Source organism: Alteromonas pelagimontana (assembly GCF_002499975.2).
In the GTDB taxonomy this organism is placed as follows: domain Bacteria; phylum Pseudomonadota; class Gammaproteobacteria; order Enterobacterales; family Alteromonadaceae; genus Alteromonas; species Alteromonas pelagimontana.
On the sequence record NZ_CP052766.1, the window covers coordinates 1,217,520 to 1,239,990 of the forward strand.

Annotated in this window: 17 protein-coding genes; 4 read left to right on the forward strand and 13 right to left on the reverse strand. The window is 46.4% G+C overall.

Annotated elements, in window-relative coordinates; all coding sequences use genetic code 11:
• Window positions 1–222 precede the first annotated feature (222 nt).
• From CA267_RS05590 to phoB, 11 genes are all read right to left on the reverse strand, one after another.
• On the reverse strand, window positions 223–1,545 hold the full coding sequence (locus CA267_RS05590) for a tetratricopeptide repeat protein (RefSeq protein ID WP_075609978.1): 1,323 nt from the start codon (window positions 1,543–1,545) through the stop codon (window positions 223–225).
• 9 nt (window positions 1,546–1,554) lie between these two features.
• The gene (locus CA267_RS05595; protein WP_075608402.1) at window positions 1,555–2,163 is read right to left on the reverse strand and encodes an energy transducer TonB; all 609 of its coding nucleotides are present in this window, start codon (window positions 2,161–2,163) and stop codon (window positions 1,555–1,557) included.
• Window positions 2,164–2,166: 3 nt separating this feature from the next.
• Entirely contained in the window at window positions 2,167–2,574 is a 408-nt protein-coding gene (locus CA267_RS05600; RefSeq protein ID WP_075608401.1) for an ExbD/TolR family protein, read from the reverse strand.
• A gap of 26 nt (window positions 2,575–2,600) precedes the next feature.
• Entirely contained in the window at window positions 2,601–3,125 is a 525-nt protein-coding gene (locus CA267_RS05605; RefSeq protein ID WP_075608400.1) for a MotA/TolQ/ExbB proton channel family protein, read from the reverse strand.
• A gap of 3 nt (window positions 3,126–3,128) precedes the next feature.
• Window positions 3,129–4,493 carry a MotA/TolQ/ExbB proton channel family protein gene (locus CA267_RS05610; protein ID WP_075608399.1) on the reverse strand — a complete coding sequence of 455 codons (1,365 nt, stop codon included), beginning with the start codon at window positions 4,491–4,493 and terminating at the stop codon, window positions 3,129–3,131.
• Between the two features lie 13 nt (window positions 4,494–4,506).
• The gene (locus tag CA267_RS05615; RefSeq protein WP_075608398.1) at window positions 4,507–5,265 is read right to left on the reverse strand and encodes a DUF3450 domain-containing protein; all 759 of its coding nucleotides are present in this window, start codon (window positions 5,263–5,265) and stop codon (window positions 4,507–4,509) included.
• A gap of 321 nt (window positions 5,266–5,586) precedes the next feature.
• Window positions 5,587–8,241, reverse strand: coding sequence for a TonB-dependent receptor domain-containing protein (locus tag CA267_RS05620; RefSeq protein ID WP_075608397.1), 2,655 nt, complete (start codon window positions 8,239–8,241; stop codon window positions 5,587–5,589).
• 126 nt (window positions 8,242–8,367) lie between these two features.
• On the reverse strand, window positions 8,368–11,121 hold the full coding sequence (locus tag CA267_RS05625) for a hypothetical protein (protein WP_075608396.1): 2,754 nt from the start codon (window positions 11,119–11,121) through the stop codon (window positions 8,368–8,370).
• Window positions 11,122–11,354: 233 nt separating this feature from the next.
• Window positions 11,355–12,320, reverse strand: a complete 966-nt coding sequence (locus CA267_RS05630; protein ID WP_075608395.1) for a PstS family phosphate ABC transporter substrate-binding protein — start codon at window positions 12,318–12,320, stop codon at window positions 11,355–11,357.
• Window positions 12,321–13,619, reverse strand: coding sequence for a phosphate regulon sensor histidine kinase PhoR (gene phoR / locus CA267_RS05635; protein WP_075608394.1), 1,299 nt, complete (start codon window positions 13,617–13,619; stop codon window positions 12,321–12,323).
• Between the two features lie 88 nt (window positions 13,620–13,707).
• Window positions 13,708–14,397: a phosphate regulon transcriptional regulator PhoB gene (phoB, locus tag CA267_RS05640; protein ID WP_075608393.1), complete on the reverse strand. Its 690-nt coding sequence runs from the start codon at window positions 14,395–14,397 to the stop codon at window positions 13,708–13,710.
• A 203-nt stretch (window positions 14,398–14,600) separates the two neighbouring features.
• On the opposite strand from phoB, the gene CA267_RS05645 reads away from it, so the two are divergent.
• On the forward strand, window positions 14,601–16,328 hold the full coding sequence (locus CA267_RS05645) for a sensor histidine kinase (RefSeq protein WP_075608392.1): 1,728 nt from the start codon (window positions 14,601–14,603) through the stop codon (window positions 16,326–16,328).
• A 120-nt stretch (window positions 16,329–16,448) separates the two neighbouring features.
• Window positions 16,449–17,351: a recombination-associated protein RdgC gene (rdgC, locus tag CA267_RS05650; RefSeq protein WP_075608391.1), complete on the forward strand. Its 903-nt coding sequence runs from the start codon at window positions 16,449–16,451 to the stop codon at window positions 17,349–17,351.
• 104 nt (window positions 17,352–17,455) lie between these two features.
• Here rdgC and CA267_RS05655 read toward each other — a convergent pair whose 3' ends face one another.
• Window positions 17,456–18,022, reverse strand: coding sequence for a helix-turn-helix domain-containing protein (locus CA267_RS05655; protein WP_075608390.1), 567 nt, complete (start codon window positions 18,020–18,022; stop codon window positions 17,456–17,458).
• Window positions 18,023–18,171: 149 nt separating this feature from the next.
• On the opposite strand from CA267_RS05655, the gene CA267_RS05660 reads away from it, so the two are divergent.
• Complete coding sequence (locus tag CA267_RS05660; protein ID WP_075608389.1) at window positions 18,172–19,350, forward strand: benzoate/H(+) symporter BenE family transporter; 1,179 nt, start codon at window positions 18,172–18,174, stop codon at window positions 19,348–19,350.
• A gap of 53 nt (window positions 19,351–19,403) precedes the next feature.
• Here the strand turns inward: CA267_RS05660 and CA267_RS05665 are convergent, their stop codons facing one another.
• Window positions 19,404–20,240: an HDOD domain-containing protein gene (locus tag CA267_RS05665; RefSeq protein WP_075608388.1), complete on the reverse strand. Its 837-nt coding sequence runs from the start codon at window positions 20,238–20,240 to the stop codon at window positions 19,404–19,406.
• A 376-nt stretch (window positions 20,241–20,616) separates the two neighbouring features.
• Here CA267_RS05665 and CA267_RS05670 point away from each other — a divergent pair, with 376 nt between their 5' ends.
• The gene (locus tag CA267_RS05670) at window positions 20,617–22,317 is read left to right on the forward strand and encodes a dipeptidyl-peptidase 3 family protein (RefSeq protein ID WP_075608387.1); all 1,701 of its coding nucleotides are present in this window, start codon (window positions 20,617–20,619) and stop codon (window positions 22,315–22,317) included.
• The last annotated feature ends 154 nt before the right edge of the window (window positions 22,318–22,471 follow it).

A 22,471-nucleotide genomic window follows, 5' to 3' on the forward strand; every position in this document is an offset into this window, starting at 1 on the left:
AATTTGAAAGGATGTTTAAAGTCTATACGACACTTCTTATCCCGAGCTGGAGTTAGTTAACTTAGCTAATCAAAAGCCAAAGTTCAACTTATATTAGCCCGCCTTGATGCGTCCTCACTCATCAAGGCGGGCTAAAATTTTGAGGGAAGGTCTTTATCTGCTGGAAGGGTAATAAACAAAAGCTCGGCAAATCGCCGGTTGTTACTCATGTTTATCAGCCTTTTAGGACGACAACTCTGCGCTAATCCGTTCTTGCGTATTTTTTTCAGACTGTACGAACTCTTTCCACTGTTGTGCCATGCCGCGGCTCTTGGGGTGCTTTTCGGCTTCTGCCAGCATATTTAACGCCTGGGCATACTGCTTCTTATTGTAAAGCGCCATGCCTTTTATCAAATAAACCAGGCCCGGATTACGCAAATCGCCTTTTTGACTGGCGCGGTCAGCTGCGGCTATTGCATCGTCCCAACGTTCGTCGTTAAGTAGAATTTGAGCAACCTGTGCGTCTAACTCCCCATCTTCGGAAAGCTCAGCTGCCGCCATCATGACCGGGATAGCTTTATCCTGCTCCTTCGCTAACGACCAGCTTTGTCCAAGAAATTTTAAATTCCGCAGGTTCTTTTCCAGCAGCCCGTCTTGCATCGCCTGTTCCATAAGCAATGCACCTTTGACCGGTGCTCGATGGTAGTAGTACAGTTGCGCTAAATTGAAAATATCAGCGGCACTTTCTACATATCCCTGCTGGTACGCGCTTTCCAAAATCGCCAGTTGTTTTCTTTCTTCACCTAACTCGCCATACATGCCAGCCAATTGAATCCAGTAGCTGGGCTCGTTAAACAGCTTCACCATTTTAATCAGCACATCGCGAACTTTTTCAGGCTGCTTAAGTTCATAGAAGACTGCCCGCTGCAGAATAAGCCAGCTTTCATCTGGCAACATGCCTTCAGCTTCCTGATCGGCTACCGCTTCACTGATAAACTTCGCCGCTTCCGCGTATTGTTTGTTCTGATAATACGCCTGCGCCTTCAGAACTTTATTTTTTGGCGGCACAGGCCCATCGTTTAGGGTTTCCCAACGCTCAATAAACTGTATGCTTTTATCAAAATTACCTTGCATTAAATGCAACTGCGCCAGACTGAACAAGGTCGTCATCTCGAACTTTTCGGGAATAGGCTGTTGCGCCACCACCTTTTCAAAAGACGCTAACGCTTCATCGTATTGCTCATCGTTGTAGTAAATAAAGCCGTAGAAGTTATACATCATGGCTTTTTCATAGCTGTTCATGGAAGTGTCTTTTTCTTCTACTTCATCAAGAATAGCAATGGCTCCAGCGATATTTCCTTCATCGGCGGCAGTTTGCGCCCGCGATAGCTGCTCGTAAACTTTTGACCGTAGCGTCGGCACACGGCGAGTAGGTTTGTCACTTGCTTTTACCGCCTGCTCCTGGGCCATAACCGGCGCTGATGTTAGTAACGGCAGCGCACTTACGAGCACCGAACCGGCCAGGGTCGCTGCTGCCAACAGCGTATACGTGCATAGCTTTTTCATAGTCATTTATTACCCGTCAATCTGGAAAGTGATGCGGTTTTGCACCCCAGAAACTTCTGTGGGCTCACCGTTTACCACTCGCGGCTTGTATTTGAATTTGAGCGCAGCGTCCATCGCTGCTTGTTCAAATATTCCCTCTGGGTTTGCTTCAACCACAATGGGATCGCGGACTGCCCCCTGTTTGGTAACAGTAAACTCCACGATAACAAAGCCTTCTATTCCCCGCTGAAGCGCGCGCCGTGGATAGACAGGCGCCACCTTTACTATCGGTAAATATTCGCCGTCTCCAGATTCCAGCGCAAGGCCGCCGTCAAGAGCGATACTCTCGCCTACGTCAGCACTGAAGTTCATTCCGCTTCCTTCGGCATTGGGGGTTGGAGAATCCATTTGCGGTTGCTCCATTGGCGGAGGCGGCTGCTCCGGCTTGGGCGGCTTCTTAGGCTTACGGTCTTTCGACTCTACAGTTTCTTCCTGCTTTATTCTCACGAAGTCCAGTACAGTACCTTTAGGCGGCTCTGTCAGTGCGCTGCCGCCCATTTGAATGAGAGACTGCATCAAGAAGAACAGCCCCAGGGTAATACCCAGGGATATGACAACAGCAATGAGATAACGTGGCATGGCTTATCGCTCTTGCGCAGCAATTGAAACGTCGTAAACGCCTGCGGCACGTGATGCGTCCATTACCTGAATCAGCGTTTCCGTGGTTGCCTTTTTATCAGCCTGAATAACCACAGAACCCTGCGGATTTTCCGCATGCAGCCGCTCAATATTGGCCTGAACCGCGCGCACGTCAATGCGCCGCTTATTGATCCAAATTTCTCCAGTATCCGAAATGGCAACAAGAATGTTAGCGCGATCTTGCTTCACTGCCGTCGCCGCTTCCGGGCGATTAACATCAATACCCGCTTCTTTCACAAAAGAGGCTGTAACAATAAAGAAGATCAACATGATGAAAACTACGTCCAACATGGGCGTCATATCAATAGTTGCTTCTTCTTCATCAATCAGGTTTTGGAAATGCTGCTTCATAATAAATACCTTAACTTAATGCCGGCTCAGGCATTACGTTTAATAGTGATGGCATCCTCAAGATGCGTGCGTTCAGATTTCGCCATTCGGTTAAGCCAAGTGGCAGCAAATACACCAGAGAGTGCGCCAACCATTCCGGCCATTGTCGGAATAGTTGCTTTAGAAACACCTGACGCCATAGACCGAGCATTTCCGGAACCGGATATCGCCATCACGTCAAATACTTCTATCATCCCGGTGACTGTTCCCATTAGCCCCAATAGCGGACACAATGCCACCAACGCCTGAATAATGGGAATGCTGCCACTTAACTGAATGCTTAACCGTGAAATCACTTTCTGTCGAATTTGTTCGGCATACCAGGAGGAGCGATCTTCTCTGGCTTTCCACTCGGCAATTGCCGCGCTTTTAAAATTCTTATGCCAAATTAACAAATACAACGCACGCTCGAGGATCAAAAGCCACATAACGAATATCAGCAGGCCGATGACCAGGAGAACCTGACCACCTGTCTCTGTAAAATCGCGAATTGCTTCTAGAAACTCGGTCATGGCTTAGCCTCGCTCAGCACGCTCTGCAATTACACCAGACGCCTGTTCCTGCAGAACATAAACAATATTTTTGCTGCGGGTATTCAGCATGGCGTAGAGCAATGTCATAGGGATTGCGACGACCAGCCCCAGCACAGTGGTAACAAGTGCTGTAGAAATACCGCCAGCCATAAGCTTAGGATCGCCCGTACCAAACAACGTAATGGCCTGGAACGTATTGATCATCCCTGTCACTGTACCCAAAAGACCCATTAGCGGCGCGACCACTGATATAATCTTAATTATTGTAAGGTTGCGGCTTAGCTTAGGCACTTCACCCAAAATAGCTTCCGTTAAATGCAGTTCCAGCGCCTCGGTGTCGGCGTTAGGATGCCTTTCGCGTACTTTTAGAATGCGTCCAAGGGGATTGTTCTCCTTGATTTCTTTAGATTTGAGCTGCTTGTTCACTTTGTTTTTCACTAGTGTCAGCGTAACTAAACGCTCAAGTGCCAGCAACAAACCGAACGCGCCTACAATTAAAATGATATAGCCGACTATACCGCCCTGCTCTATCCGTTCCCGAAGATTTGGCGCTTGTACTAACAGACCTAGAATCGAACCGCCGGTTGGGTCTAAACCAAACTCAACCATTTCACCACTGGAAGCTTGCAGTTCAGCGGCAGAATCGCCGTAACGATCAGCGGGTTGGCGAATAAGTTCGGCAACGGTGCCGGTAACGCCGTTGAAATCAAGGTACTTGCCATCAGCAACCAGTGCAAATGGCCCCACGCGTACCACTTCTTTATTGGTTTTTTGACCGCCCGCTTCCACAACATTAGTATTGAATTTTGTGACCTTACCGGACTCGGTCATTTCCCGTTGCATTTCAAACCAGACTCGCTCAATCTCTTCAATTGAGGCAAGTTTAGAACTGGAGCCCATCTCTTGAGCCATCTGATCCAAAAAGGCAGCGCGACCAGGGATCTGAGCAGAGATCATAGAATTGTAAAACTTGTTTTTGGTATCGCCAGCGACTTGTTGCAACACACCAAATAGCTCTTTTAACGACCCTAACCGGTCATCAAGCGCACCATTTAAATCTGCCAACTTAAACTCATTTTCTTCGAACTGGGTTTCAAGCTGCTCAGACGTTTGTAACCTGGCATCCCGCTGCTTACGGGTGTCTTCAAGAATGCTGTCTTGTTCAGCACGCTTTTGCATAAACTCTTGCTCGCGTTGCTTGTTTTGCTGCGACTGAGAAAATTGGCCTTCTTCCAGTTGCTTAAGTAAGGCATCTAAATCCAGCGCTCGATCGTTTTGAGCCATCGCGCCAAAACTGAAGGTTGCGGCAGCCAGACCAACAGCAATAAATTTCATATGTTTAAACATGGTCATCTACCTCTTAATCGGTAATTGCTACAGGCAGCATTAACAAATCCGGCGCAAGCTGTTTCTTCGCCATGCGCAAGCCTTTGGTAATCTGTGTACGATAGCTGCTATCTAACGCTTCCCACTGGCGAGTTTGCTTATTCCATACTCCCTGGCTGCTGGCATCGCGTGTTTGGTAAATTAACGCAGTACGTCCCAGACGCAGAAATTCAACATCACGTTCCTGCCCTTCGATATCGTGAATACCGCTGTACGCTTCCATTGTGCGTCCGTAATCCATTTCCACCTGATAGGCTTCCATCACCCGGCGAAACTTTTCAGAGGTAGCGACATCAGCACGGTCCATCATCGCCTTTAAATCGGCAATGCGATTGGCCCTTTCTTCTTCAAGAAACGGCACATCCAGTGCTACGAATTGTTCCAGGCCTTCAATCATGCGAATCATGAGAGGCGTAATCTGGCGCTCTACGACAGAAACTTCATCAATCGCACTGTTAAGATCATTCATTTCCTGCTGCTGATTGCTGATTTGCTTACGCAGCTGTGTGTTGTACACCTGAAGACCTTCAATTTCCTTGTTCAACGTTTTAAATTGCTGAAGCTTATTGTCGATTTGATCGGTAATATTGTTAATTTTTTCCTGCGATGAAGCAGCAGATTCGTTAATCTTTGCGGCTTCATCGACAACAGGTTTTAAGACGTCATCGTCCTGTGCCATGACGGGCGCGGCCATCAGAGCACTCGCCAGTAGCAACGAGTTGAAAAGCTTCATACATTCAAACCTTTTTGTTTAAAAAAATCGGGCATCGCCCGACCATGAAATTCTGGGCGTAGGATAGGAGTTTTCTGTGACAGTTTTATTACATAACTGTCATACACACTCTATTTTCGTTAGGGTGAATCGGGTTTAGGGCCTGCCAAAAAGAGTTCTCAGAAAGCAAGTTGAGATGGTAAATAAACGTAAAATCTTAATAAATCGCAAAGTGAAATTTGCTAAGAGGCAAACAACGAATTCTGTAGCTTCCGCTGCATTATTGCAGCGGAAGAGAGCGTTCTACGAGTGTGAGCTTTACGCAGCCGAAAAACGAGCCCGTTAAAAATCATACTGATATGACAGGCGGAAATCGGTGCCACGGGTTTCTGAACGTAATAAGGTGTCTTCAAACTCCAATTCGCGATCTTCACCTAATATATTCTGAACACGTAAGGTGATAGTGGTATTGAAGTCGGGATAGTATTTATACACCATATCTAATGAATGAAATGGCTGCTCATAGCTGTCATCGAAACCATCAATACCGGGTATCAGGATACGGTCGCCAAAAACATTATAGACAAGCGAACCTGAGTGCTCCCCATTGTCTGAGTCATACCCTAGCTGTAAATTCACCACATATTCTGAATGCCCGGTCAGACGACGTTGCAGGTTGGTAACGGAAGCCGATACACCGGTTTGCTCTACAATATGCTGGCGATCTAGCTGAATTTGTGAGCCGCTTACAGTTACGTTGCCTGAGACAAAAAGATTGTCCCAGATACCCTCATCAATAAAACCAAGCCCTTGCAGAAATTCAACTTCCATGCCGTACAGTTCGCCACTTTCTGCATTGGCAATCCGAACGAGTGGAGGTCCGTCTTGAGCCGGAGACTGTACTGACTCAATGGGATCAGCCATATCTTTGTAGAACAAACCGACAGAAACGTTGTTACCAGCTTCACGGTACCACTCCCAACGGATGTCATAATTTTTAATCGCAGTGGTCCTGATTCCCGGTGTACCGCCTATAGGAAATTCAGTAAGTGGATCGATGTAAGTGGAAGATGAAACCTCGCGTAAATCGGGGCGCACCACAGTTTCGCCGTAGTTAAACCGCAACTGCATATCTTCCTGCATAAAGTAAGTAAGCGCTATGGCAGGATAAAAATTATCTTCAACAAAAGCCAGTTGTGACCGATCCGCGTTTGCAGGTAAGTCAAATTGATTTGACCGCGGATCGAAGGGTACTACCGCTTGTCGAAAATCTTCGTATCGCACACCGCCGGAAATTCGCCAGGTGTTGTTATAGAAGAGATCCGCTTCAAAATAATAAGCGTCTATTTTCTGCGCTGCGGCATAATCATCACCAGCCACTGTTGTATCCCGCAGTATCGGAATATTAGATAGAGTCGCAGTATCAAGCACATTGTCACTCAGAATATCTGCAAATTCGTATCCGCTTAAAAGGGAAGTATCTGCAAATGCACGGGTATTGATGTCCAGACGGCGGTTTTCTGCGGTACGGGTTTTGGTAAGGAAGTTGCCACCTACTTTGAACTCCATCTCCCAGTTATCCAACGTATAGGGCAGATTGAAATTGTACATATAGTTCTCTACCCGGTCGTGCAGGGTTTGAAAAGTGTATCGCCCCGCAGTGGTCGAGTTACTCAATGCACTTTCTGTTTCCTTATCATAAATGCCATCCAGGTTTTCGTCGTCTAGCAAGAAGCGTGCTTCCATATTGCCAGGAGCCTGGCGAGCCGACCTTCCTAATGAATATTTCCAGTCAAAACCAAGAAATCCTAACTCCGGAAATGTGTGTGTGCCACGTATTTGGTTGGTGTAGAGACTCCGCTCTTCGTACTGAATTTCGTATTCACGCACCCGCTGATTATCATTCAAAGTAATGTTGGCTGTATTCCCTACTTTTTCCTGAATCTGATCGCGAGTGTCGTTCAAAACAATCACACTGTAATCGATGCGGTGCTGGCGATTATAATCGACACCTACGTTGAGCATTGTCGACCATTTCACTGATTTTTCGGTGGTATCGACTTCATCAAAATAGCGAACCATGCGAATGGTGTCACCATTACGTAGTGGCTGCTCCCCAATGTATTCTTCAGTAACATCAGTTTCACTGGTATAACCGGATGAAGCAAGAAAGCCAAAGCGCCAATCTTCATCGTAGTCGAAGCTATTTCCTACTGACAGGTTGAAACCATAGTCCGGATCTACACTTTCCAGTTTAGGATCGTAGTTCCGGTTCATGTCTTTCAATAAGGCAACCGCCTCACCTTGAGGCAAGTTATCAAGGAAATTTTTACTCTCCCACCGGCTGGTGATAGCTGCTGGCGCTGCCCGAGTACCATCATCTTCGCCTCGCCAGTCTTGGCCGCCGCCGTCATAAGCGTAAGCATCATCAAAGTTGTCGGTGCTACTTCCTAAATTTCCAGTGACACTGAAGATGAAATCACTGGGAATTGTCTTAAGACGTATATCGACGTTACCGCCACCGAAGGACGCTGGCATAGAAGGCGAATAGGCTTTTTGCACTGAAAGGCTTTCAATAATTGCTGAGGGAAACAAATCCAGTGGGATAACGTTTCGTGTGGGATCGGGACTAGGAACAGCTGCGCCGTTCAGCTGAGTTGAAGAATATCGCTCACCCAAACCACGAACGTAGATAAACTTCCCGTCTACCAGCGTTAAACCTGTGACCCGGCGCAGAGCCGCCGCGGCATCAGAGTCGCCGGTGCGGGAAATCTGTTCCGCTCCCATAATATCAGCCACAAATGCCTGATTTTTTCTTTCTTCCATAACTGCGGTTGCAGTGCCTTTAAGGCGGGTTCCGGTTGCCACCACTTCTTCAATGGCTTCAGCGTCGTCGCCTTGCTCCTGCGCCATTATCGGTAATGCTTGCATCGCTAGACCAGCAAGCACAGCCAGGCTGGTGGGTTTGATAGAAAACCGGTTAGCAGGCTTATTCATTGTTAACCTCATCGAAAACAGTCTTACTACAGTTGCCCATCTCGCATGGACTTCGTTGTTCTAACTCAAAAACAGGCACGCCATCACCGATGAAACGTGCCTGTTCTATTTGCCTCTAAGCGACGATTACTCCAGACCGACAGTCCAGCCAGACGTCCAGTTATTGTCTGCGGAAACCGCACCTACGAAGCCTGCATTATCGAAGAAGGTGTCACCTGACCAGTCTTTAGGTGCCAATGTAGAAATCGTAAAGATTCCATCAACAACTTCGGCACGAGTGGCAACTACAGCGTTCCCAGTCATTGTGTTGGAGAACCAGTCGGCCAGGTCAACCGCACCGGCTTCTGAGTTAAAGTTTTCACCATTTTCACAAGCAATAACTGAGTTGGTAAAAGTAATAGTGCCATCGCTCAGGTTAGCCTGTGACTCTGCTACATTTTCTACCTCAAAACATTCACCCATTCCGCTTGGTCCGGTGACAATAAAGTTAGAAAGTTGCGCGCCAGTACCTTCACGTAAATAAACGCCTTCAGAATCATCATCACCATCAAAGGTATTGCCGATAATAGTCACGTTCGAAAGCACGGGGTTAGATTGAGGTGAATTAGCAGGATTAGATCCGTCATTGTCTGCTTCAATGCCGCGGTTAGCATCTGAGTTGTCTTCTGCATGACGAACCAGAACATATTGCATGCGGCCACGATAGCCATTATCCCAGTCAATGCTGTCGTCCTGATTATCTGTGAGAACCAGATACTTCACATCCACATTGCCACCGAAAAATTCCACACCGTCATCAGAGGAAGCGTGAATTTGAACGTAGCTGATGTCGGTACCTGAACCCACACCACCCATTGTCAACCCTTGAAGTTCGTTATCAGGTGAAATTTCAAAGCCAGAATAAAGAATTCGGACATACCGTAATCTGCCTGAACTGTCGGCTTCATCTGTACCGCCGAATACAGCGCCTTCTTCTGCACCTTCAATTTGTAATGCACAGTCGCCTGTTGCAGGACATTGATTTGATGGTGCATTTCCTAACAATATTAAACCGCCCCACTGCCCTGGTACGCCTGCATCAGAAGCAATGTCTGCTTCAGAACTGAACGTGATAGGCTTAGAAGCAGAACCGTTAGCGTCAATTTCTGAACCGCGACTGATAACCATATAATCGTTACCAGACGCTCCATAAAGAGTTACACCCGCCGGAATCGTCAAGGTCGCGCTGTCAGCATTATCACCACCGATAAACACAGCACCGGAAATTGCGTACAGGTTATTTTCAGTAAGGGTAAGATCAGTGGTATAACGGCCAGACAATTCGCAAGTTGTAGTAACACCGTCTGCTGAATCGATCTCAGTTGTACCTGCAGGACAACCTTCTACTGTCGCTGGTGCCGGACGAACTTCGCCACCGCCGTAACCAAATGCCCATCCCTGACGCCAGTCGTTAGTACCGTCAAGAGCGCCGATAAAGTCATTAGCTTCAAAGAAACCGTCCACTTGAGAAGCATCAGTGCCAGCACCTAATAAGGGGCTACCTGCGGTAGGCGTACCATCGCTATTTAGCATAACGGATTCTGAAATCTGGTTGTTTTCCATTGTGTTAAGGAACCAGTCTTCGAGGTCTACTGCGCCTTCATCACTGACGAAATTTTCACCATTGGCACACGCCATAACTGAGTTCTGAATGGTAATAGTTCCATCTTGTAGATTGGCCTGGGACTCGGTCACGTTTTCCACTTCAAGACATTCGCCCATACCTGACGGACCGGACACTACCATGTTATAAATTTGTGCGCCTGTGCCTTCGCGAAGATAAACACCCTCTGAATCATCATCGCCATCGAAGTTGTTACCAATAATGGTCATATTGGCGATCATTGGATTGGACTGAGGAGAGTTGTCTGGAGCAGAGCCGTCGTTGTCTGCTTCGATACCACGGTTGGCATCAGAATCATCTGGAGCATGCTGGACAAACACGTATTGCATTTTACCCGTGAAGCCATTGTCCCAGTCGACACTATCATCCTGATTCGATGTAAGGACCATATGCTTGAGATTCGGGCTGCCGCCGAAAAACTCTACGCCATCATCAGAAGAAGCGTGAACCTGCAGGTAATCTACCGTTGTTCCTGAACCGACACCACCCATGGTAAGGCCTTGTAGTTCATTATCTGGAGAGATTTCGAAACCCGAATATTTCATGACTACGTAACGCAAGCTTCCTGAGCTATCAGCGTCGTCGGTTCCACCAAATACTGCGCCTTCCTCTGCACCTTCAATTTGCAATGCACAGTCGCCTTCGGCAGGGCATTGATTAGATGGCGCATTCCCCAACAGGATCAGGCCACCCCATTGCCCTGGCATGACTTCTTCACCTACCACATCAGGATAAGAAGTAAAAATAATAGGATTTTCCGCTGTACCTTGAGCTTCAATGGTAGATCCACGGCTCACGACCATATAGTCATTACCTGAGCTACCAAATATGATTGTACCTTCTTCAACTACTATATTTACGCTATCAGCATTATCGTTACCAAAGAAAACTGCACCGTCAAGTGCCCAAACTCTGTCGTTAGTTAACGTAATCGTACCGCTGTCGTCAGCGTCGTCAGCAGTTAGACGACCAGACAATATGCGAACTTCAATGTCAGAACCGAAAGCCGCTGAGACTGCATTCGTTAATGAAGAATCGGCTGTACCAGGCAATGTTTCTTCTGGTGTTTCAGGATTTGTGGGTGTGCCCCCGTTGCCGTAGTTATTCTCTACGCTGTTGTCGATGTCACCTTCACTGATGTTTACATCGCCGCCGCAGCCCGCTAAAACGAGCGCAGTTGCAATCGCAGAAGCCCTAAATAAGTGCATAAGTTCCATTCGGTTCTCCAAGTGCTATATAGAGTAATTAATATCTGAAAACGCAAGCACTTTACCTAAGGTAAATGACATATTTGTTACACTGCTTCGCTGTCACGAAACTTTAATAACAATTTGTTGAACCTTTTTCTGCTTTACGAGAGCAGGACACTGATTTTTGATTTTAAAAAGGTTTTTACTCGGCAACCTAGAGGAGTTAGTAGTTGGAGGTGAACAGCGAAGGAAAGGGAACCTTACTCAATCATCCGGCGCTGCCGTAACAACACGTCGCCTGGTACAGAAAAATAGCCATCTCGCTGTACCTGCTGCTGGCCTTCTTTGGATAAAACATAATGCAAAAATTCCCGTTCCAGCGTGGGTAACGCTTCCGTTGGGGATTTATTAATTACAAGATAAAGATAGCGTGCAAAAGGATATGTTTCGTCTCTTACCGTCTGCGTTGTCAGTGGGATCAGAGAGTCGAATGTCTTGCCAATAGGTAACGCCCGCACGCCAGCGGTTTTATAACCGTATGCGGCATATCCCAATCCGTCCTGACTGGTGGCAACAGACAATACTACAGACGCCGATCCCGGTAGCTCGTTCACCGTATCGCGAAAATCGCCGTCGCATAATGCCATAACCTTAAACAGTCCGTAGGTACCGGAAACCGAGTTACGACCGAACAAGCGAATGGGATGGCGGTATTCGTCGCTGTTGAGCCCCAATTGCTTCCACTGGGTAATAGGTTGTTCCCCTCCGCAAAAGCGTGTGACCGAAAACAGTGCGTCAACCTGCTCAAGCGTAAGACCCCGAACAGGATTACGTCGCTCCACAAAAATGGCTATAGCGTCCATCGCCACTCTCAGTACCGTTGGCGGATAGCCGTGCTTGCGTACAAAGGCACGAATTTCGCTGGGTTTAAGGTCACGGCTCATAGGGCCGATAGTGGCCGTCCCTTCAGTAAGAGCAGGGGGTGCGGTAGAAGAGCCTGAGGCCTGAATTTGAAACTTCACCTGTGGATACATGGATTTGAATTCTTGCGACCAGAACGACATCAGATTGGCTAATGTATCTGACCCAACCGACGTTATTTTACCCGCAACGCCGGGTTTGCGTTCGTAAGAAGGCACGTCAGGTGTTGCCGCCAGAGCAAAACCTGTTGAACAGCTAAGAAAGCCAAGTAAAACTACAATGCCTGTACGTAGGTACGTCTTCATTTATTGCTCCGCAATCAGCTCCTCTTGGAGAGTAAAGGAAAATGTACTTCCTTTACCCACAGAACTGGTGATATCCAGTTGCGAATTATGATGACTTAAAACGTGCTTTACAATCGAAAGACCCAAGCCGGAGCCGCCCGTTTTCCGTGAGCGGGCTTTGTCCACCCGGTAAAAGCGCTCGGTAAGTCGCGCCAGATGATTTTGCTCAATCCCGTCGCCGTTATCTTTCACAGCAAACTGAACCCCGTGCTCAACGCGCTGCCAGTAAACATCAATTGTGCCCCCAGCCGGCGTATAATGTACGGCGTTAAAAACCAGATTTGAGCACGCGCTGCGCAGTTCGGTTTCGACCCCAAATACCTTCAACGATTTATCCACATGAAAGGTAATCCGGTGCTGTTTCTCTTTATTTAACGCCTGCGCTTCACGCTCCATCAGCGCAAAGGTGGCTGGCATATCTACCACATGTTCATAAATTCTTTCAGAACTGGCTTCTATGCGGGACAACACCAGTAAATCCTCAATTAAACTTTGCATACGGTGAGTTTGTGATGACATCTCCTTAAATGCTTTAGCTACAAATGGATTGTCTTCGTCATTATCCGCTAGAATCTCAATGTAGCCGCTGATAACAGTAAGCGGGGTACGCAATTCGTGGGATACGTTGGCGACAAAGTCTTTACGCATTTCCTCAAGCTGAGACACTCGCGTTACATCCCGTGCTATCAGCAACAAGTGTTCATCGCCGTACGGCATTACTCTGTATTCAAAGGTTTTATTGGGATTAGTTGGTGCGGGTACTTCAATGGGATAATTAAAATCGCCGGCATGAAAGTATTCGATAAACTGCGGGTGACGAATCAGATTGTCTAACCTTCTGCCGGCATCAGTAGGCCACTTCAGGCCCAGCTCCAGCCGCGCCAATCGATTGCACCAAATGATACAGGCTTTGGAATCTACCACTACAGCAGCATCAGGTAAGGCTTCAGAGCCTTCGCGAAATCGTTTTACCAGCTCCCCCAATTCCTTACGCTTATTGCGGTTGCGCCGCTGGAGATAATAAATTCCTTCGTAGATATATTCCCATACGCCGCTGACGGTGGGAGGCGACATTTTACGGCTGTGCCACAACCAGTGATTAAGCTTATAAAGATGCCAGTAATTGAGAATTAACAAACCTACTGTGCCTAACGCTACAGCAAACAGCATGTCGTCCAGATACAGGCCGATCAGAGCAAAGATAAGCAGATATGTAGCCAGCCGGATAATGCTTCTTAACCATGAAAAAGGATAATACATACAAAAAGCCAGGCCTGCTGATTATTCAGTTTAGCGAGAATATGCTAAGCATACGAAGCGGCCGCGAAGCCGCCTCGGAAAGCTTCGGCTACAACTTAGTGGAAAACCGATAACCGGCACCACGCACCGTTTGAATCATGGCATCGTGGCCATGCCGGGAAACAGCTTTACGCAACCGTCGAATATGTACATCAACGGTTCTGTCTTCGACGTAAACGTTGGTTCCCCACACGTTATCTAAAAGCAGTTCGCGGCTGTAAACCCGCTCCGGATGAGTCATAAAAAAGTGCAGCAACTTAAACTCAGTAGGCCCCATGTCCAGAGCTTCTTCATTGGCAGTAACCCGGTGCGATATCGGCTCAAGTTTAAGGCCATTAAACTCAATAGGTTCTTCACTTGAGGTTGGCGTCACTCTGCGCATGACTGCTTTAATCCGCGCCACCAGTTCCTTCGGTGAAAAAGGTTTAGTGACATAATCATCAGCACCAGCGTCAAGACCGCGAATTTTATCTTCTTCTTCGCCGCGCGCGGTAAGCATAATGACAGGAATGTCGCGGGTAAACTCATGTTGCTTAAGGCTTTTCGCCAACTGCACACCACTACCGCCCGGCAACATCCAGTCCAACAGAATCAAGTCAGGATAAGGCTCCCGAATTTTCTGCTGGGCTACATCAACGTCTTCCGCTTCAACTGTATTAAAGCCCGATTGCTCAAGCACAAACTTAAGCATTTCGCGGATCGGCGCTTCGTCTTCCACTAACAATACCGTTCGAGACATAGATTTTTTCCTGCTCATACTAAAACGCCGCTATTATTCATTGGGTCTATGACAGTTTTATTAAAACGATGACAATTTTGTGTCAAGTATTTGACAAAAGCAATCTCCCTATATAGATATGAGATTTGCTTGTTTATTAACGTAATAATGCATACTCTTGGCGTATTATTGACCGCTCACATAACCAAAAAGGTGCAGTACGAATGGCGACCGTAAAGACAGGATTGTCGAGAAAGCTGTTAACTCGTGTTCTCTCGGTCTATTTTGTATTAACACTTATAGTCACAATTGGGCAGATATTCACAGAATATCTTAGCACTAAGAACCATATTGAGAGCGAATTACAAACGCTTAAAAACACGTTTTCCATTAGTCTTACCCGCGCTATATGGGAACTTAACACACCGCAGGCTATTTCCATAGCCGAAGGACTGATGGAACTTCCTATTGTGGAAGGCGTGCAGATCAGAGATGAAAATGGCGATTATATTGCTGATCTTGGGCTTACCATTGCGCAATCCCGAGAACCGGTAGATGTTGGCATTATGCGCGACCACAGTGGGGGCGTTTTTGGCTACAGCTTTCCGCTGATTTTTGAGTTTTCAGGACGCGCGTCCAACGTCGGCGATGTTACGCTTTATTCAAGTTTTGACATTATCTTCGGCCGCATTGAAGTAGGGGTATTTTTCCTCATCGGCAATGCTATAGTGAAAACCGCCTTTTTAGTATTTCTGTTTATGACCGCCTTTCGTCATATGCTGTCTGAACCGCTGGGGGAAATTACCGACCAGATGAGTGCGTTTGATCCTGAGCATCCACAGGATTCAAAAATTGCTGTTACGATAGAGGATGATAACGAGTTACGGCAATTGCAGTACTCGTACAATCAGGTCATCGATGATCTTATTCTTTCGCAGGAAACGCTGCAGGGAACGCAGGAAAAACTGCGCCAGGCTAATAAAAAGCTGGATGATCAAAACCTTATTCTTGAGCAGGAAGTCGCCAAGAAGACCGCGTCCTTATCGCAAATTATGCTGGACCTTGAACAACAGAAAGACGAACTGATTGCCAATCAGCGCGAACTTCGTCAGGAAAATGAAAACCGTCAGTACATAGAAGATGAACTACGCAAACGCAATGCTGAACTGGCTAAATCCATGGACACGCTTAATCTGGCTAAAAATCAACTGGTAGAATCCGAACGAATGGCGTCGTTAGGCGGATTGGTGGCCGGAATTACTCATGATGTAAATACACCGATTGGGGTAAGCGTAACCGCAGCAAGCTTCATGCAGGACCGTATTCAACATTTACAGACCGCGTTTGAGAACAAAACGCTTACTGCAAAATCAATGACAAACTTTTTAGATGAAGCTGAACAGACGACGCAGCTTTTAATCAGCAATCTTAATCGTGCTTCCGATCTTATCGCCAGCTTTAAACAAGTCGCGGTAGATCAAACCAGTGAAGCGGAGCGCGTGTTTAACCTGAACAATTACCTGCACGAAATTCTGCAGTCGCTGCAACCCAGCTTTAAGCAAACTCAGCATGATGTCGTTATTCATTGTCCGGAAGACCTGGAAATTCGCTGCGCTCCGGGCGTTATCGCGCAAATTACAACCAATATGATAATGAACTCATTGGTTCATGGCTTCGACAACATCGACAACGGCGAGATGGCCATAACGGTGACTGAGGAAGATGAAGAAATTGTGTTTAAGTACGACGATAACGGCAAAGGCCTGAATGACAACGATTTGAATCGGTTGTTTGACGCGTTCTTTACGACTAAGCGCGGACAGGGCGGCAGCGGGTTGGGCACCCACATCATGTATAATCTGGTAACGCAAGCTTTAGGTGGACGTATTGAGGCCACCAGTGAACCAGGAAAAGGGCTGCACTACACCGTTCGTTTCCCTAAACGCAGCTAATACTAATCCACCTTAATGTAAGCAATTCGCTGCATACCACATTTTGCTACCATCTTCGCATTGCACCTTTGCTGCTGCGTTGGTACGCTTGCCGCCCGAATTGATAAACAGTTTTTGGCTATGTGGTTTAAAAATATAAAAGCGTATCAAATTACCCAGCCCATCTCACTTGATGATGATGATTTACAAAATGCATTGAGCGAAAATGCCTTCCGTCCTTGTGGGAAACAGGAAACAGCGACTATGGGTTTCGCCTCGCCGTTCTCGCAATCAGGCAAAGAAAGTGTCATGTTCCATAAAGTGCAGGAACGGTACTGGATTACGGTGAAAAAGCAGGAACGTATATTACCTGCAGTAGTAGTAAATGCGGAGCTGGCCGAAAAAGTGGCGCATATTGAAGCAGAAACTGGCTCACCGGTAGGGAAAAAGGCCCAGCAGGATCTGAAGCAGGAAATTATGCATCAGTTGTTACCGCAGGCTTTTACCAAGAACTCTTATACTCATGGCTTCATTTCCATTCCCGACAATCTTGTTGTTGTAGACGCATCCGCAGATGGTAAAGCCGAAGCCTATTTAGCGTTGGTGCGTAAGGCTATTCAGTCACTTCCTGTTGTACCGTTGGCCCGCAGAAGCCTGCAAAGTGAATTAACTCATTGGCTGACGGAAGGCACGCCAGAGGCTATTTCTCTGTTAGAAGAAGCAGAACTTAAATCGGTAGATGATATGGAAAGCGTTATCCGCTGTAAAAATCAGCCTTTGGATAGCGACGAAATTACCCTACATTTAGATTCCGGCAAACTGGTACAGAAAGTTGGCTTTGAATATCGGGATGTGTTAACTGCAATCATTGCAGAAGATGGTTCTTTCAAACGCCTTAAGTTCACCGACCGCATGAAAGAAGAAAACGAAGACATTCCAAAAGATCAGGTTGAGGCCCGTATGGATGCCGAATTTGCCTTAATGTCTGCTGAGCTTTGCCAGTTCCTTGATTACATTCGAAAAGAACTAAAACTGGTAGAATAATGGTGTAACCGTCAGGCCAAAGGCACTGCTTTGTAGTCTGACGGATGTCTTTCCGTGCCCTGGCGAAATTTCTCGCGATGATAAAAAGCAGAGAACAAATCATGCTATTTCGGGTAATAAATAATATCCATAAAGCGAACATTTTTGCTTCGCGCTTTATAGCCATGTTCCATAGCGGCATTCAGCACAAATGATTGTTCCTGAGCCAGCAAAATCCACTCCTCACCCTGCTTTATTTCTAGTTTGCCCTCCAGTACATGAATATGTTCCAGCACGCCAGCCCGGTGTGCAGAAGAAAGCTGTTCATGATGGTTTAACAGGGTTATTTCAAATACTTCAAAGCCAGTCGACGGGGTAAAAGGAAAAAGCGTTTTTACGTGCATATGAGGATCATTGGCAAAGGCGCTGATATCAGAACCATGGGAACCGCTTGTGGTGTTTTCCCCCTCAGCTTCTCCGGCAATAAACGATGAAAACGAACTCTCAATGCCGGTGGCGATCTTCCACAATGTAGCAATAGTAGGGCTGGATTCCTGGCGTTCTATTTGCCCCAACATTGCTTTTGAGACGCCGCTGGCCCGGGCGAGCTTGTCTAGCGACCAGCCTTTCGCTTGTCGTTGCTTTTTAAGTTGAGTGGCGATTTGGCGGGAAAGGCTGTCTTGGCTCTTCAAATATCACTCCTTTATTGTGCGTTATAACGCACAATGTTACACTTTGCTTGTGAGGGAAAATCGTTATCAACAGGATTTTCCCTGCGCTGTATATCGTTAGGCTCTACAAATAGTACCCTTTCTATTCCCTTTTTTGAAAAGGAATCACAATGGTAAGCGCAATCCGTTTAAGTCACGTCGCTGCAGGATTGACCGCAGTGGTGGTAGGCTATAGCAGTGCCGTGGTATTGGTAATTGAAGCTGCCCGCACGGCTGGTGCCACTCCCGCAATGGTTATCAGCTGGTTACTGATATTGGGACTAGGTATGGGAGCAACTTGTATCTTTTACTCCTGCCTGTACCGTGTGCCTGTAATCACCGCCTGGTCTACACCCGGTGCGGCTTTTCTCATTGGTGTGGTAAAAGATTATCCGCTTAACGAGGTGGTAGGCGCGTTCAGCATTGCTGCGGTATTTTCGCTTGTGACAGCCCGCAGCCAGTTTCTTATGCGCAAAATTGACGCTATTCCTCCGGCAATTTCTGCCGCCATGCTTGCCGGTATTCTTGTTCCAATTTGCCTTGGCGTGTTTACAGACGCGGCAGAATATCCTTTGCTGATTGTGAGTTTTCTCATCTTGTATATAGGTGGTGGTCTGCTTTTCCCGCGCTATTTAATGCTGATGTTGTTAGCCGCTGCCATGGTAGCCAGTGTGTTAGTGGGCGATATAGCCCAGCTTGAATGGTCAGTTACTGTTCCGCGGTTAGAATGGGTAACGCCGCATTTTTCACTTGCATCAACCATCGGGCTGGCGTTGCCGCTGTTTTTAATCACTATGCTGTCTCAGAACTTGCCGGGCATAGCGATATCCAAAAGTTATGATTTTAAGCCAGACAATCGCGCCGTATTAACAGGTCTCGCTTTACTCCAACTGGTGACGGGGCCATTTGGCGGATTTACCTTCAATTTTGCAGCCATTACTGCTGCCATTTGTATGGGGGACGATGCTGATCCCAAACGCTCAGAGCGGTACAAAGCCGCCATAATGGCAGGAATCGGTTATCTTATTTTCGGCGCTCTTGCGTCTGTGGTGGTGTTGATATTTACTCATATGCCAGCGGTGATTGTACATTTACTTGCTGGGCTTGCTTTAATTGCCACTTTAAAGAGCTCACTATTTAAAGCGTTGGAAAATTCTCAGTATCGCCACGGGGCAATTCTCACATTTTTATGCTCAGCGTCAGGTTTACTGTTTGCGCAGTTGAGCGCTCCTGTGTGGGGGCTAGTGTTAGGTTTAACAGTGACAGGCCTGGAAAAACTTAAAATCAGAAAAAGCGAGTCGCTACATTAAGAAAAAAACCGGCTATGAATGCCGGTTTCTTTCTTAAATTAATCCGCTGAAAATTAGGCAAATATTAACTTCGCGCTGTCACGCATATCTTTGAATTCTTCGGAATTAAGTTCATTTAGGTTTTCTACCAGACCTCTTTGCACCGCCAAATTCAGTACCGCATCTTTTTGGCTTTCCAATTGTCCAGAAAGGGCTGCGCCTACTCGAACGAAGTCCAGGTAAGAAAGGTTGGAAGGGATCACAGACAAATCGTTCCAATTTTCAGAAACAGAAATAAATGTATCACCAAAGCCCCACACCCGCATTATGCTACCGCCGATGGGGCAAGAGAGCTTATCGATAGCATCTTCAAGAAAAGTAGGATTCGCAAACACTTCTTCGTGACGTTCTGCTTCTGTCAAAATGGGGAGTACACCAATATTATGAACAAGCGCTGCCAGGGTCATCGTATCCAGGCTCAATTCACGCTTCTTCGTCCGCGCCATATAGGTTTGCAGTGCAGCCATAGAATTGGCTACCACATTAACGGTATTCTCCCACTCTCTTTTCATGTACTGGCTAACCAATTCATTTTTGGAAACGAAGAGTTGTTCCATGGCTAACGCAGTGGCAATATTTTTAATTTGCCGTAATCCAATCCGCGTGACTGCCTGACTAATCGAGTTAACCTTGACGGATCTTCCTAAGTAAGCGCTGTTGGCGATTTTAATCATTCTGGCGCTTAACGATGGATCTTGTCCGATCACGTCTCCCATCGCATTCAAATTTATATCTGGATCATCTGCCGCTTTGCGTACTTTTAAAGCAATCGCCGGCAGTGTGGGTAACACCATAGTATCGTTATTGATTTTTTCGACGAGAATTGTGAGTAGCGCGTTTTGTGTAGACATATCTACCTTTACCTGCCTTTCTGAAATTTTCAGCTTGCCAATTGCTGACAACAGTCATTGGTGGCCGTGACGTTGAAAATACCAGCTGCTCAGTCAGTCCTTTGCTGTAGTTATAGTGTCCGGCCAGCGAACAGCTTCCGTAAATGAAATATATCAGTGAAAGAACCAAACTGCACTCAAACTTAGCGTCTTTTTCGATATTCTGCCAGAACTTGCTGCGAACTGCGGATTCGATAGTGGCACATTTCTGGTAGCTTAGGGTATGCTAGCAGGCACTTCGACAAAGTACCTAAAGCAGGTTACCTTGCGCGTTATTAATAACATTGGCATTTCAGCATAGTCCTGAATGTCAGCATAAAATGAAAAGACAGATATTATGAAAACAACATTATTCAAACTGCATAAACTAACGTCGGCAGTTGCTGCCGCTACCTTTTGCCTTACAGCGTGTAGCCCAGCGAAGGATGAAATAGCTTCTCAAGTTGTACCCGATGTAAATCAAGTCCAGCAGACTGATCAGACCCTGTTGGTTGACCGTGCCCGCCTGGATATCTATCGGCCGGTAAAATTAACCACTGATCTTTCCCGATTATCTGATAACCAGAAATCTATGCTGAGCTTGCTTATTGACGCAGCAAAAATTATGGATGATCTGTTTTGGAAGCAGGCTTTTTACACCAATGAAAATGCTTTTCTCTCTCAGCTTAAAGATGAAGACATCAAGCATTTCGCTGCTATTAACTATGGTCCTTGGGACAGGTTAAACGGTGATGCCGCATTTTTAAACGGCTACGACATGAAGCCGTTGGGCGCTGAGTTTTACCCCCATGATATGACCAAAGAAGAATTTAACAGTGCCAAAATGGACGATAAAAACGGACAATATTCTTTAGTTAAGCGAAATCAGGAAGGCAAATTATACACCGTCCCTTACTCACAAGCCTATAAAAGCGAACTCACCGAAGCCGCAGAACTGCTACGTAAAGCCGCAACGCTAGCAGAAGATGCCAGCTTTGCTAATTACCTGAAGATGCGCGCCGATGCTTTGTTAAGCAACAACTATCAGCCTTCTGATATGGCATGGATGGATATGAAAACCAATCCGGTTGAGCTAGTTATTGGACCGATTGAAACCTACGAAGATCAGTTGTTTGGCTACCGCGCAGCATTTGAAGCTTATGTATTGATAAAAGACATGAAGTGGAGCGAGCAACTTGCAAAGTACGCGCAGTTTTTACCTGAGCTGCAGAAAGGTTTGCCTGTACCCAATGAATATAAGGCCGAAATTCCCGGTTCAGATGCCGATTTAAACGCTTATGATGTCATTTATTATGGCGGCCATTCAAATGCTGGTAGCAAGACCATTGCTATCAACCTTCCCAACGACGAGCAGGTTCAGTTGGAAAAAGGTACTCGTCGTCTCCAATTAAAAAATGCGATGCGGGCCAAATTTGATCATATTATGATGCCTATCGCGCAAGAACTGATCAGCCCGGAGCAACGTGACCACATCACGTTTGATGCGTTTTTCGCCAATACGATGTTTCATGAAGTGGCCCATGGACTGGGAATAAAGAATACCATCGACGGCAACAGTACCGTTCGCGCTGCATTAAAGGAACACGCTTCTGCACTTGAAGAAGGTAAAGCCGATATTTTGGGGCTTTACATGATTCAAAGCTTATTGGAGAAGGGAGAAATTACCACCGGAGAACTAAAAGATTATTATGTTACTTTTCTGGCCGGCATTTTTCGCTCAGTTCGCTTTGGCGCTTCAAGTGCTCACGGCAAAGCCAATATGATCCGCTTTAACTTCTTCGCTGAACGGGGTGCATTTGAAAAAGGTCAGGATGGCTTCTATAAGGTGAATATGGAAAAAATGGGCGAAGCGGTAAAAGCCCTGTCTCGCCTTATTTTAACGCTACAGGGCGATGGCGATTATAAAGGCGTGGGCAAACTGGTTGAGGAAAAAGGAACAATTAAACCTGACTTGGCTTCTGATTTAGCCAAATTAGAAAAAGCAAATATTCCCGTAGATGTCTATTTTGAACAAGGGAAAAAGGTTATCGGTTTATAACCCAATAAAAAAGCCTGGCAGTGGAAAATAATTCATAAGAAAATGATGCGTTATCCGCTGCTTTGGTCTTTTAACTTTATTTCTGTCCGGCGGTAGCCAAATAAATTGGCACTTCTTCTATCTTGCCTTTGCCTGCGTAAATCTATAGTTCAAA